Genomic DNA, 12,652 nt, shown 5'->3' with positions numbered 1-12,652 from the left:
CACCTCGTTACGATGCTCCAATCAGTTGTGAGGGGTATGGTAATGGGTGGTACGATAACGCTGGCTTTGCTGGTCCTGCTGTTGATCGTGTTTCTGCTGATGGCAGTGCGCGTGGTCAAGCAGGGCTTCGTCTACACCATCGAACGCTTCGGAAAATTCACCAAGGCGGCCGAACCGGGGCTGCATATCATCACCCCCTTCATCGACCGTGTCGGCCACAAGGTGAACGTGATGGAACAGGTGCTCGACATTCCGGGGCAGGAGATCATCACCAAGGACAATGCCATGGTGGGCGTGGATGCGGTAGTGTTCTTCCAGGTGCTGGATGCGGGCAAGGCCGCCTATGAAGTTTCCGGCCTGCATAACGCCATCCTTGCGCTGACCACCACCAACCTGCGCACAGTCATGGGCTCGATGGATCTCGACGAGACACTGTCCAAGCGTGACGAAATAAACGCCCGGCTGCTCAGCGTGGTCGATCACGCGACCTCGCCTTGGGGCATCAAGATCACCCGCGTGGAGATCAAGGACATCCGTCCGCCAATGGATATCTCGGAGGCCATGGCGCGGCAGATGAAGGCGGAGCGCCTGAAGCGTGCCGAAATACTCGAAGCGGAAGGCGACAAGACGAGCTCGATCCTCCGCGCCGAGGGCCGCAAGCAATCCGCCATCCTCGAAGCAGAAGGCAAGCGCGAAGCCCAGTTCCGCGACGCCGAAGCGCGCGAACGGGCGGCCGAAGCCGAAGCGAAAGCGACCGAAATGGTCTCCAACGCCATCGCCAGTTCCGGCAACCAGGCGATCAATTATTTCGTAGCACAGGAATATACCAAGGCGGTCGCCAAGTTCGCCGATAGCCCCAATGCTAAGACCATACTCTTCCCGGTGGAGGCAACGCAGCTGATTGGCTCTCTTGGGGGTATTGGCGAGCTCGTGAGGGGTACCTTCGGGGAAGACCCGGGTAAGGTGGATAGCGGGACTGCGATCCCCCGTCAGCGTGAACGCGAGCCCGTTCGCAGCCCCAGCGTGCCGCCCACGCGAAACCAGGGCTGAGCACGCATGGACGGAATCGAAAGCTATTGGATCTGGGCGATCCTCGGGCTCACGCTGGCAGCCCTCGAAATGCTCGTGCCAGGCGTCTATCTTATCTGGCTGGCACTGGCTGCGCTGTCGGTGGCGGTACTTTCTTTCGTCTCGGGTCCTCCGCTGGCGATGGAGGTCATCTCCTTTGTTTCGCTCTCCCTGATATTCGCCTTTTCCGCCAAGCGCTGGCTGCGCGATCGGCCGATCATCTCTTCCGATCCCCTGCTCAACAACCGGGTCGGGCGTCTGGTCGGTGAAACGGCTGTTGTGACCCAGGCGATCGAAAGCGGGACGGGGAGGGTCAAGGTCGGCGACAGCGAGTGGACCGCGCGGGGCGCAGATGTCGACGCGGGCGCGCGCGTGCGCATAACGGGCAATCGCGGAACCGACCTGCTGGTCGAGCCAGTCGGAGTGCTGCGCGACGAGAGCTCGAACTAAGGGCGGTAAGGGCTCAGGCGCTCAGCCTTGCGGCGAAGCGTCCGTGCTTGCGGAAGTGTGTCATCCACTTGTCGAGAAAAAGGCCAAGCGGCTTGGGCTCGATCCCGAATTTCTCGAAACCGGGATATTCGCCGCTCGTCACATTGCCTTGTTTCAGCAGATTCCACTGGTCGCTGCCCATCGGAGTTCCAGGGAGCGCCGCGAACGTAGCCGACAGGCCGTCGGGCATCGGCAAGAATGTCCGCTTGCGGCGCTGCGACGCGGCGATACGGCGGTTGATTTCCATCATGGTCAGCTTTTCGGGACCGCCCAGCTCATAAATCTTGCCGCCATGAAGTCCGGGGTCCTCAAGGCTTCTTGCGATTACCTCGGCGACATCGTCCACGTAAACGAGTTGCAGTTCCGCCTCGGGGCCGAAGACCGGGAGCACGGGCAGTTTCGAAATCAGCGCTCCGAACATGTTTAGGAAGTTATCGTCCTTGCCGAACATGATCGACGGACGAACGATCGTGGCATTGGGAAAAGCGGCCCTGACGCGCCGCTCGCCCAGGTGCTTGGCGCTGGCATATTCATTCTCGGAATCTTCATCCGGTTCGGCAGCAATGGCGCTCACATGCACAAAGCTCTGCGCGCCGGTTTCCGTTGCGGCAGCGGCCATCCAGCCGGGCGCCTCACCCATCAGTTTGTGGAGATCGCCTTCAAAGCTGCCGACGAGGTTCACCACCGCATCGGCGCCGTCGACGCACTGCTCAACGCTGCGGCGGTCGGTCGCGTCCAATCGTGCAAACTGCAGCTGCCCGAGATTGGCCAGAGGCTTGAGCTTGAATGCGGCCTGTGGGTCACGGCCGCAAATCCTCACACGGGCGCCCCGGGTAAGCAGCGCTTGTGCCACGTAATTGCCGAGAAAGCCGGTGCCGCCCATCAGCACCACCATCTTGCCGTTCAAAGCGCCGCTCTTTGCCATCAGTCTTGTCTCGAATTTGCGAAATGGGAATCTGTCGCTGCGCCCTAGCCGCAATGTACTTTAAGCCGCAAGCACTCACCCCGCACACGACTTAACTTGCGTTGAGAAGGTAGCCACCGCCCTATCCTGATCGGGACTCGTATAATTCGCGGATCGATCGCGTTCCGAAATGGGGAACTTCTAGGCGCACCGATTTCAGGTGTCAGAGCTCCCAAGGGCGTGGAGGTTCGAATTCTCCTGTGACATTATTTCTCCTTATCCTGTTCAGAACGGCAGCGCATCAACGGACGTTTCCGGCGCTACTGCTGCGGAACCGGCTGGCCGCCGGATAAGCCAGTTGGCTGTGGCGAGCGGTGCTTGCGCGCCGCTTTGCTGGTTGCCAATCGGCATCAGTCCGGCCGGAGACCAGAACGCGCGCACGAAGGTTTCCCGGTTTCCCGTTTCCGGAAGTGGGGACGCCAAGTTTAGCCGGACAAATTCGAGTTCATGGGCAATCTCGCCGCCTTGCAAGGCCGATAATAGCGGGCGCAGGAACAATCTTGCGGTGACCATTGCCGAAGTAGGATTGCCGGGTAGCCCGAGCACCGGCTTACTGCCGGAAAGGCCGAACCAGACCGGCCTGCCGGGTTTTATGGCGAGCTTTGAAAACACTAGATTCAGCCCCGTTTCAGAGAACATCGGTCGGGCCAGGTCGTGGTCGCCGACGGACGCGCCTCCTGTCACTATGATGCAATCGGCTTCGGTAACCGCTTCATCCGCATATTTGGCCAGGTCTGAAAGATTGTCACCGCAACGGAGGCGAGATACGACTTCCGCTCCCGACTGTTCGCACAATGCCGCGATCGCGTAGCTGACGGAATCCGGAATCCCCGAGTCGGTCAGGGAAGCTTCGCCCGGAGGGGTTAGTTCGTCGCCTGTAGCTATGATCGCAACGCGTGGTCGCCGCGCAACCATCACGCGCGCACGGTCCGCGGCTGAGCCTGTCACCAATACGCTTGGATTGAGCCGTGTCCCGCTAGTCAGGAGCACTTCACCGGCACGAAAGTCGCTCGCCGCCTTGCGGATATGGCGTGCCGGTCCATGGCCCGACGCGAATGTTACTTTCTTGCCATCGCGAACGGCATGTTCCTGCATGATGACGCAATCAGCGCCGTCCGGGATGGCGGCGCCGGTGAAAATGCGAACGGCTTCGCCTGCTTCCAATCGGCCCTTGTACGGCGCCCCCGGTCTTGCTTCGCCGATAACCGAAAGAGAGTCATCGGCAGCCGCCGCTGCACGCAGAACGGCATAACCATCCATGATCGCGACGTCGGTTCGGGGGGCGTCACTGCGAGCGCGGAGGTCTTCCGCCAAGAAGCGGCCAGCCGATTGTTCCAGCGCCACGGTCTCGGCCCCCAGAGGCCTGATATTCTCGGCCAGTAGTACGATGGCCTCGTCGAAGCTCAGCATGTCCCGTCGTCTCAGCCGCCGATCGAGGCGAGATGCGGCGTCGACCCGCTGTCGCCCTCGTGAAGGCGGTGACCGTTGGTCTTGGATGGCATCGCAGACACGATGCAATCGATCAGTTCGGACTGCTGGTCGTCACTCTGAAGGTATGGGCGCAGATCGAAACCTTCCTTCCCGAAAAGGCAAAGATGCAGCCGGCCGCGGCTGGAAAGGCGCAGGCGGTTGCAACTGTCGCAAAAGCCGGGGGAGTAAGGTGCGATCAGTCCGATGCGTCCGCGATAGTGCGGGTTGTTATATTCGATCGCAGGCCCGGCATCTCGCTGGCGTGCGATGAGGGTCCAACCGGAATTCAGGAGCCGTTCGCGGATGCCTTCGCCCGGTGTTGCCTGCTGCTCGTGATATCGCGCGTTGTCGTTGGTGCGCATCAATTCGATGAAACGCCAAGTGACGTCCCGCTGGGCGACGAATTCCAGCACCTTTTCCCAACCGGCGCCTTCCAGATCGCGAAGGAGAACGCTGTTTATCTTGACCGCGGAATATCCTGTATCGATCGCCGCATCGACACCGGCAACGACTCCGGGCAACCGATCATGGCCGGTCAGTCTGGCGAAACCCTCACGGTCGAGCGTGTCGATGCTGACATTCACTGCATCGATCCCCGCGCCGTGCCATTCAGCCGCCCGCTCGGCGAGGCGATAGCCATTGGTCGTCATCGCAATCCGCTCGACGCTTTCGATACTGGATAATCCGTTTGCGATTTCCGTGAAATCCCGCCGTACCGTCGGCTCCCCGCCCGTCAGCCGCACCTTGCGCAGGCCCAGCCGGGAAAACCCGCTCACTGCCCGGCGAAATTCATCGGGTGAAAGTTCGGCGGGCAAGCCCTTCTGCTTCACGAAACCCTGTGGCAGGCAATAGGTGCAGCGAAAATTGCAGCGATCGGTCAGGGAAAGACGCAGGTAGGAAAAGCGGCGTCCGAAACCATCGACGAGCGGCGCGGGTTCGCCCGCGTGCTTACCCGGTTGCTTTGGCTGAAGAGGATCGAACAATGCCATCGGTCCGAGGCATATACGCTCCCCCGCAACAAGGCCACCATTCGTGAAGACATCCGCGACCAGCCAATTCGGTTGCAATTGCGGACCGTTTGGATTTGTGTGGACGAAACGCAATATCGGGAGAGAAGAATGAACAACGGACCGCTGGAAGGCCTTAAAGTCGTCGAATTCCAGGGGATCGGGCCGGGACCCCATGTTGCGATGCTCCTTGCCGATCTCGGTGCGGAAGTGGTGCGGATCGAACGGCCCGGACACCAGCCGATGAATGCGGTAGTCGAAAGGGCGCGCAACCGGGCGGCGGTCGACCTCAAGAGTGAAGATGGTCAGGCTTTCGTCAAGAAGGCGCTGACACATGCCGATGTTCTCGTCGAAGGCTTCCGCCCGGGGGTGATGGAGCGGTTGGGACTAGGTCCGGACGAAATGCTCTCGATCAATCCGCGGCTCGTTTACGCGCGCATGACCGGATGGGGGCAGGAGGGGCCGCTCGCGCAGGCAGCGGGCCACGATCTCAATTACATCGCCATCACCGGGGCGCTCGACAGTATCGGAGCGAAGGGGCAGCTGCCGATCCCGCCGCAAAACCTCGTCGGCGATTTCGGTGGCGGCTCGATGTACTGCGCCTTCGGCATCCTAGCGGCGATCTACGAACGCGAAAAGAGCGGCAAAGGGCAGGTCGTTGACGCGGCAATCGTGGATGGTGTGAACAGCCTTATGAGCTTTTTCTACGGCCAGCCACACAGCGCGTTGCGGACGACCGAACGGGGTGCAGGCCTGCTCGGAGGCGCGGCCCATTTCTACCGCTGCTACGAATGTGCCGATGGCCGCGAGATCAGTGTCGGTGCGATCGAGCCGCAGTTCTACGCTGAACTGCTGGCTCGCGCCGACGCGCCTAAGGAGCTTGCCGAAGGGCAGCTCGATCCGAAGAACTGGGACGATTACACCGAGAAACTCGCCGCGCTGTTCAGGACCAAGTCTCAGGCGCAATGGGTGGCGCTGCTCGAGGGAACCGATGCGTGCTTCGCCCCGGTCGTGCCTCTGGATGAAGCGAAGGATCATCCGCACATGAAAGCGCGCGGGGCATTCGTCGATCACGGCGGCGTCTCGCACACGGCACCGGCGCCGCGCTTCGGCCGCACGCCGGGGGTTATTCGCGACAGTGCGCAAGACGGTGAAGAGGTGGTGGCGCGCTGGGATACAAGGGGCTAGTGGAGCGCGCATAAGGAGAGATACCTCATGCGCGATTTCACCAAGTTCTACATCGACGGCCAATGGGTCGATCCGGTCACGGAAAACACCGTAGCGGTCGAGAACCCGGCGACGGAAGAGACCATCGGACATATCAGCTTCGGCACGAAGGCCGATGTTGACAAGGCGGTGACCGCAGCGCGCCGTGCGTTCGACACCTTCAGCCAGACCAGCAGGGAAGAACGCCTCACGCTGCTGCGCGCAATCCAGGCCGAGATCGAAAGCCGCAAGGAAGACCTCGCAACCGCTGTCAGCGACGAGATGGGCGCACCGTTGAGCCTCGCCAACGGACCGCATGTGGGCCTGCTTGCCGGCCACTGCCAGAAGGCCATCGAAATTCTCGAGGGCTTTGAATTCGAACGCCAGGACGGGCCAACGCTCCACGTGTGGGAGCCGATCGGCGTGGTCGGAATGATTACCCCGTGGAACTGGCCGCTCAACCAGATCGCCTGCAAAGTCTTCCCAGCGCTGGCGACCGGCAACACCATGATCCTGAAACCGTCCGAAATCGCCCCGTTCAATGGGTATATCTTCGCCGAGATCATGGATGCCGCGGGCGTACCCGCAGGTGTGTTCAACCTGATCAATGGCGATGGACCAGGTGTAGGCGAAGCCATCAGCGGCCATCCCGACATCGATATGGTCAGCTTCACCGGCTCGACGCGCGCGGGCATCGCAATCGCCAAGAACGCTGCCGACACCGTCAAGCGCGTCGCGCAGGAACTGGGCGGGAAGAGCCCGAACATCGTCCTCGACGATAGCGCCTTCACGAAGTCGGTGGCCAGGGGCACGGTTTCGATGATGGGCAATTCGGGCCAAACCTGTACCGCGCCCAGCCGCATGCTCGTGCCGCATAAGCGGATGGAAGAAGCCAAGGCCGCGGCGAAAGAAGCCGCAGAAGGTGTTATCCCGGCCGATCCGAAGGGCAACGCTGCAATCGGGCCAGTCGTCAGCCGCACGCAGTGGGACAAGATCCAGGCACTTATCGAAAAAGGCATCGAAGAAGGTGCTACGCTGGTCGCAGGTGGACCCGGCAAGCCTGAGGGCTTGGAGACCGGTCACTACGTCAAGCCGACAGTGTTCGCCGATGTCGACAACGATATGACCATTGCGCGGGAGGAAATCTTCGGGCCGGTACTCTGCATTCTGGGCTACGACGATTATGATGACGCCATCCGCATCGCCAACGATACCGAATATGGGCTCGCCAGTGCGGTTACGGGCGAAGACATCGAAACCGCGCGAAGCCTTGCCAAGCGTATCCGCGCTGGCCGCGTCGCCATCAATGGCGGTTACGACATGAACGCGGCTTTCGGCGGCTACAAGAAGTCGGGAAACGGCCGCGAATGGGGCGAGTGGGGCTTCACCGACTTCCTCGAGGTGAAAGCCGTGATGGGCCACGGCTGATGGCGGGGAAATTCTTCGACGAATGGAAGGTCGGTGACAGACTGACGCATGAAATCCGACGCACGGTGACGGAGGCGGACAACCTCTTCTTCACCGTGATGACCCACAATCCGCAGCCGCTCCACCTCGATGTGGAAGCGGCGAAGGAAAGCGAGTTCGGGCAGATCCTGGTCAACGGCACTTTCACATTCTCGCTGATGGTTGGGCTGAGCGTAGGGGATACGACCCTCGGCACGCTGGTAGCCAATCTTGGCTACGACAAGCTGGTCATGCCGAAGCCGGTGTTTATCGGCGACACGCTGCATGCCACCAGCGAGGTGATTGCGCTGCGCGAAAGCAAGTCGCGGCCCGACGCCGGAATCGTCACCTTTGTGCACGAAGCAGTGAACCAGAGGGGTGAAGTCGTATGCCGCTGCGAGCGTTCGGCACTGCTCAGGAAAAGCGGCTGAGAGATCGCTGGGTACCCCTTTCGCCCTATCGTGCGTTGAGGGGCGAAGGGGATAGCGAGTGAGCGACGACATGGGCCGGCACGAACCGCAAAGCGTCGAAGACGTCATCGGCGAACTCGACGAGCTGGCCGCGCAAAACGAGAAGGTTTGCATCGGAGACGTGCTGGACGATTTCGGCAGGCGCAGCTTCGGTCCGTTTATCATGTTGCCCGCCTTGATCGAGATCACCCCGGTTGGCGGAATCCCTGGCGTGCCGACATTCCTTGCGCTGATCATCGCACTCGTCGCGGTCCAGATGCTGTTCGGCAAGGACCATATATGGATGCCGCAATTCCTCCAGAAACGCGCGGTCGGCGCAAAGAAGCTGCACAAGTCAGTCAAGAAGCTGCGCGGCATCGCACACTGGCTGGACGGACACAGCAAGGACCGGCTCGGAAATCTGACCGAAGGAATTTGGCTGAAAGTTGCGGCGTTTGCGGTGATCATCCTGTGCGTCACCGTCCCGCCGCTCGAGTTTCTCCCTTTCGCCAGTTCCGGTCCTATGCTCGCAATTGCCGCCATTGGCCTCGCCCTGATCGTGCGCGACGGACTGGTAATGCTCTTCGCATTGCTACTGGCCGTCGCTGCAATAGCTGGCGGGACATATTATTATTACACGTCTGATGACGAGGAAGGTGGTTCGGGGGGCTTGGCGACTGTGATTGCGGCGGAAGTCTCATTGCGGAGCGGTTGATCGCATCATGTTCTGACGCGCTTCGCACTCATATTGAATACGCCCACAGTATCAGTCGTCCGGCTGAACCTCTCCGCCCAGCGCCTGCCACAGCAGGACCCGTGCTCTTCGCGCACGGCCTAGTGCCGACGCGGCGCGCTCGCCGCTTGCATCGGTTGCCCTGCGAGCTTCCAGCACAGTCAGGAAATCGGCCAGTCCCGCGCGCTGACGCGTTTCCGCAAGGCGTGCGGCCCGCTGCAGGCTGGCGGCTTCCGCCTGCGCTGCCGCCAGTTCCCGGTCTGCTGCTGCAACCAGCCCATATCCGGCCTCCGCGTCACCGAGTGCGGTATAGACCGACCCGCGATAGGCTTGGAACGCCGCTCGCTTTGTGGCGGCTGCGCCGTCTATTTCCGCTTCGATCCGGCCGAAGTCGAACAGGCGCGCGGCGACCGCGGCAGCAAGCGAGCCTACGAGGCTATCCTCGTCGAACAGGTCGGCCGGGCTGAAGGCGAGCAATCCCACTGCAGCAGAGAGATCGAAGGAGGGAAACCGGCTACGCGCTGTCGCCGCGAGTTCGGCATCTGCCGCTGCAAGCTCCGCCGAAGCCGCCAGCACGTCCGGCCGGTTCACGAGCAGCGTCGAGGGCAAGGCGGCTGGGGGCGGAAGAAGTTCGGCGCCGGGCGGATCGAGAGCAAGAGCCGCGCAAACCTGCGCAGCTCCTTGTGTCGTCAGCGTCACCAGTCGGCCCGTCAGCCGTGCTCGCTCGCTCTCCAGCCCCGCGAGCCGACTGCGGGAAGCATCGGCGGCGCTTTCGGCACGGACTCGGTCGAAGCCGGGCGCAATACCTGCCCGTTCGCGTACGCTGGCCAGCCGGGCTAGGTCTTCTGCGCCCGCAATGTCTTCCTCGATTGCTGCCTGCCGCGCTTCGAGCGTGCGCCAGTCGATGACGCTGGCGGCGATCTCAGATAACAGGGCGTTGCGTACCGCGCGCGAAGAGGCATTGGCAGCATCTACTCGCGCAATTGCCGCACGCTCTTGTTCCCGCAGGTGGCCGAAGAGGTCGGGGTCCCACCGAGCGGTGAGATTGGCGGCGTAGCTGACCCGTTCGGTATCGATAGTCACGCCGGGGGGCAGCGAGGCCCCGAACTGCGCGGGGTTGGCTCGCTGGCCCGTGACGGAGGCATTGGCCCCGACTGAGGGCAGGCGCTCTGCACCGGCGCGATCCGCACCAGCGCGGGCCTGGTCTATGCGGGCAAGCGCTTCCGCCAGAGTCGGCGAGCTGGCGAGAGCCTGAGCCGCCAGCGTGCCGAAGCCCGGGTCTTCTTGCGGGAGAAGGTCGGCCAGCGCCGCACCGGTGGTTGCATAAGGCTCATACAGGAATTGTGGCGGCAGCACCGGTGCAGGGGTTGCGACTTCGGGCGGCGGTCCGGCCACGCACGAAGCCAAGGCCAGCGTGCCCGCGAGCAGGAGAAGCCGCTGCATCACCGAACTTGCCTGGCCGGGATATAGGCGTCGACTTGCTGGCCGACGCGAAAGATGCCGGCGTCGCCGGTCGCACCGGCAGGCAATTCGTAGATGACCTGCAGGACCCTCACATCGACGCGTTCGGCAGCGGAATTGGTCAGCGACCGCTTCGGTACGACGAGAGGTTCGGCGCGGACGAAACTGGCTTTCACCTGCTGGTCGGCCGCACCGCGGGGCGAGACCGTGGCAGGCTCGCCCAGTGCGATGCGCGGAGCCTGTTCCTCGTCGATATCGATGCGCACGTGCATAGGCTGCGTCTGACCCATCTCGATGAAGGGCTGCGATCCGCCTCCGCCCATGGTCGAGACATACTCGCCCTTGCGGATATTTACTGCCAGGATTTCGCCGGCGATAGGTGCGCGTACGGTCAACCGGCCGATCTCGGTGCGTGCCGAAGCCGCCCGGGCCTGCGCCGCATCGAGCCGGGCGCGGGCCAGCCGCAAGCGTTCTGCCGCTGTGCTCGCTTCGCCCTCTGCGCGGATGACTTCGCTGCGGCTTACGGCGGCGGGATCGTCGACGCTGCGGTATAGCGCGAGCTGGCGGCTGGCAGTGGCCTCGGCGCTCTGGGCTTCGGCTATCGCTGCGCGCGCTTCGCCAATGGCGGCTTCGGCCTCGCGCAACTGGGCGCGCACCTGACGGTCGTCGACGGTGAACAGGGTCTGCCCTTCGCTTACCCGTTCCCCGGGCCGGACGAAGACTCCGGTGACCAGTCCCGAGAGCGCGGAGCCGATCTGCACCAGCTCGCTCGACGGCTCTACCACGCCCGATCCCGCCACGCGCGCTGCGTTCGCCAGCGCTTCGGGTGCGCGTGGCGGCTCTCGGTCGGGGTCCGAAAGTTCCCGATCGGGCTGGCTCGAGAGGATGTAGAAAGCGGCCAGCACCAGCCCGAGCACCGCGATTATGGGCAGTATCTGGCGAGTGAAACTGAGCGATTTGATATCAAGGGCCATCAGTGATCCTCCGGCATTTCGGTGCCGTCATGAGTAACCACGCCGTCCTCGAGCACGAGGATGCGATCGGCGAGATCGAATATGCGGTTGTCGTGGGTGACGATGATGCAGGCACGATTTTCGGCGACGGCTACCTCGCGCAACAGGTCCATGACCCGGCGGCCCGAAGAAGCGTCAAGCGCCGCAGTGGGCTCGTCGCACACCACCAGGCGCGGTTCGTGCACCAGCGCGCGGGCGATGGCGACGCGCTGCTGCTGTCCGCCCGAAAGCTGGTTCGGCAGCTTGGCGGCCTGATCACCGATATTCAGCTTTTCCAGCATGGCGACCGCGCGCATGCGCGCTTCTTCGCGGTCCATGCCCTGCGCCATCAGGGGCACGGCCGCATTGCTCGCCGCATCGATCGACGGGATCAGATTGTACTGCTGGAAGATGAAGCCGATGTTGTTCAGCCGGAACTCGACCAGTTCGTCGTCGCTGAGATCGTAAATGTCGGTGCCGAAGACCTTCACCTCGCCCTCCGTTGGCACGCTGCGCAGGGCAAGCCAGCCGGTGAGCCCGAGAATGAGCGCGACCGCGACCAGGCTGATGAGCGGGATCTGCCAGGGAATGTAGAAGCCCTTGAAGGTGGGGTCGGAAGAAAAGGCCACGACGAATCCCACTGTGCCGAGCACGCCGAGTCCGTATCCGATCAACCCCACCAGGCCGGCCTGCGCTGCCACCATCCGGCGGATCTTGCCATTGGTCACGCCGATCGCCTTGAGCGCGCCGAACTGCTTGATGTTGTCTCGTATGAAAAGGCTGAACGTCAGCCCGACGATGGCGACCCCCACGATAAAGCCGAGCGCCACGGTAATCCCGAAATTGAGCGGTATGCCCGAAGGTCACGATCTACAATCATTTCGGCGACAAGCGCGGGTTGTTCGCCGAAGCCGTGGAAGCCGAATGCGAACGTATGCGTGACCATTTCACGCTCCGGCAAATTCCCAGCGGTGCCCTGCGCGATCGGCTGCGCGTCATCGGGGAAGCAATGGTGGCGTTCCTGTCGCGCGAAGAAATGATCCGGTTCGACCGCAGAATTGCCGCCGAGACGGAGCATGAGCCGGAAATCGGGGCCGCTTTCCTTGCGGCTGGCCCGCACCGCATGAAGCGCAATTTCGGCATGCTGCTCGCTGCCATGGCCGAAGCAGGCGAGCTAGCCCTTGATGACCCGGAACTCGCCGCCGAACAATTTGCCAGCATGTGCAAGGGGATGGGCGACATCGAGCGGCGTTTTGGCCAGCCGAACGACCCGGCGTACAACAGCAAGCGGATCGAAGGAGCGGTCGAGGTCTTCTGCCGCGCCTATGCCGTCGATAAGTGTGAGCGGAATTAAGCGAGAATTCGGC

At 62.5% G+C, this 12,652-nt stretch carries 13 protein-coding genes; 7 read left to right on the top strand and 6 right to left on the bottom strand.

The annotated features are described in order from the left end of the window. Positions 1 to 42 precede the first annotated feature (42 nt). Together GRI69_RS10965 and GRI69_RS10960 are read left to right on the top strand one after the other, a co-directional pair. The gene (locus GRI69_RS10965; RefSeq protein ID WP_160728320.1) at positions 43 to 1,050 is read left to right on the top strand and encodes an SPFH domain-containing protein; all 1,008 of its coding nucleotides are present in this window, start codon (positions 43 to 45) and stop codon (positions 1,048 to 1,050) included. A gap of 6 nt (positions 1,051 to 1,056) precedes the next feature. After that, entirely contained in the window at positions 1,057 to 1,518 is a 462-nt protein-coding gene (locus tag GRI69_RS10960; protein ID WP_160728319.1) for an NfeD family protein, read from the top strand. A gap of 13 nt (positions 1,519 to 1,531) precedes the next feature. Here the strand turns inward: GRI69_RS10960 and GRI69_RS10955 are convergent, their stop codons facing one another. The 3 genes from GRI69_RS10955 to moaA all read right to left on the bottom strand — a co-directional run bounded on the left by GRI69_RS10955 (position 1,532) and on the right by moaA (position 4,980). Beyond that, complete coding sequence (locus GRI69_RS10955; RefSeq protein WP_160728318.1) at positions 1,532 to 2,482, bottom strand: complex I NDUFA9 subunit family protein; 951 nt, start codon at positions 2,480 to 2,482, stop codon at positions 1,532 to 1,534. A 264-nt stretch (positions 2,483 to 2,746) separates the two neighbouring features. Continuing rightward, complete coding sequence (locus tag GRI69_RS10950) at positions 2,747 to 3,931, bottom strand: molybdopterin molybdotransferase MoeA (RefSeq protein WP_160728317.1); 1,185 nt, start codon at positions 3,929 to 3,931, stop codon at positions 2,747 to 2,749. An 11-nt stretch (positions 3,932 to 3,942) separates the two neighbouring features. Next, complete coding sequence (gene moaA, locus GRI69_RS10945) at positions 3,943 to 4,980, bottom strand: GTP 3',8-cyclase MoaA (RefSeq protein WP_160728316.1); 1,038 nt, start codon at positions 4,978 to 4,980, stop codon at positions 3,943 to 3,945. Positions 4,981 to 5,109: 129 nt separating this feature from the next. Here moaA and GRI69_RS10940 point away from each other — a divergent pair, with 129 nt between their 5' ends. Genes GRI69_RS10940 through GRI69_RS10925 form a run of 4 tightly spaced genes read left to right on the top strand, consistent with a single transcriptional unit; the run spans position 5,110 to position 8,814 of the window. Beyond that, on the top strand, positions 5,110 to 6,186 hold the full coding sequence (locus tag GRI69_RS10940; protein ID WP_160728315.1) for a CaiB/BaiF CoA transferase family protein: 1,077 nt from the start codon (positions 5,110 to 5,112) through the stop codon (positions 6,184 to 6,186). Positions 6,187 to 6,213: 27 nt separating this feature from the next. Continuing rightward, the gene (locus GRI69_RS10935; protein WP_160728314.1) at positions 6,214 to 7,632 is read left to right on the top strand and encodes an aldehyde dehydrogenase family protein; all 1,419 of its coding nucleotides are present in this window, start codon (positions 6,214 to 6,216) and stop codon (positions 7,630 to 7,632) included. Next, entirely contained in the window at positions 7,632 to 8,081 is a 450-nt protein-coding gene (locus tag GRI69_RS10930; protein WP_160728313.1) for a MaoC family dehydratase, read from the top strand. Before GRI69_RS10935 ends, GRI69_RS10930 begins: the two co-directional genes overlap by 1 nt. Before the next feature lie 58 nt (positions 8,082 to 8,139). Continuing rightward, the gene (locus tag GRI69_RS10925; protein WP_337191067.1) at positions 8,140 to 8,814 is read left to right on the top strand and encodes an exopolysaccharide biosynthesis protein; all 675 of its coding nucleotides are present in this window, start codon (positions 8,140 to 8,142) and stop codon (positions 8,812 to 8,814) included. Positions 8,815 to 8,865: 51 nt separating this feature from the next. On the opposite strand, the gene GRI69_RS10920 is transcribed toward GRI69_RS10925, so the two are convergent. From GRI69_RS10920 to GRI69_RS10910, 3 genes are read right to left on the bottom strand one after another with little or no spacing between them, the layout of a single operon-like run. Next, positions 8,866 to 10,275 (bottom strand): efflux transporter outer membrane subunit, encoded by a 1,410-nt coding sequence (locus GRI69_RS10920; RefSeq protein ID WP_160728312.1) that lies wholly within the window; start codon positions 10,273 to 10,275, stop codon positions 8,866 to 8,868. Next, the gene (locus tag GRI69_RS10915) at positions 10,275 to 11,267 is read right to left on the bottom strand and encodes an efflux RND transporter periplasmic adaptor subunit (RefSeq protein WP_160728311.1); all 993 of its coding nucleotides are present in this window, start codon (positions 11,265 to 11,267) and stop codon (positions 10,275 to 10,277) included. Before GRI69_RS10915 ends, GRI69_RS10920 begins: the two co-directional genes overlap by 1 nt. Next, positions 11,267 to 12,115 carry an ATP-binding cassette domain-containing protein gene (locus GRI69_RS10910; RefSeq protein WP_337191066.1) on the bottom strand — a complete coding sequence of 283 codons (849 nt, stop codon included), beginning with the start codon at positions 12,113 to 12,115 and terminating at the stop codon, positions 11,267 to 11,269. Before GRI69_RS10910 ends, GRI69_RS10915 begins: the two co-directional genes overlap by 1 nt. 104 nt (positions 12,116 to 12,219) lie before the next feature. Between GRI69_RS10910 and GRI69_RS10905 the strand changes: the two genes are divergently transcribed. Then, the gene (locus GRI69_RS10905; protein WP_160728310.1) at positions 12,220 to 12,639 is read left to right on the top strand and encodes a TetR/AcrR family transcriptional regulator C-terminal domain-containing protein; all 420 of its coding nucleotides are present in this window, start codon (positions 12,220 to 12,222) and stop codon (positions 12,637 to 12,639) included. The last annotated feature ends 13 nt before the right edge of the window (positions 12,640 to 12,652 follow it).

It is taken from the genome of Qipengyuania vulgaris (genome assembly GCF_009827325.1).
GTDB lineage: Bacteria > Pseudomonadota > Alphaproteobacteria > Sphingomonadales > Sphingomonadaceae > Qipengyuania > Qipengyuania vulgaris.
This window is presented reverse-complemented; position numbering and strand designations above follow the sequence as displayed.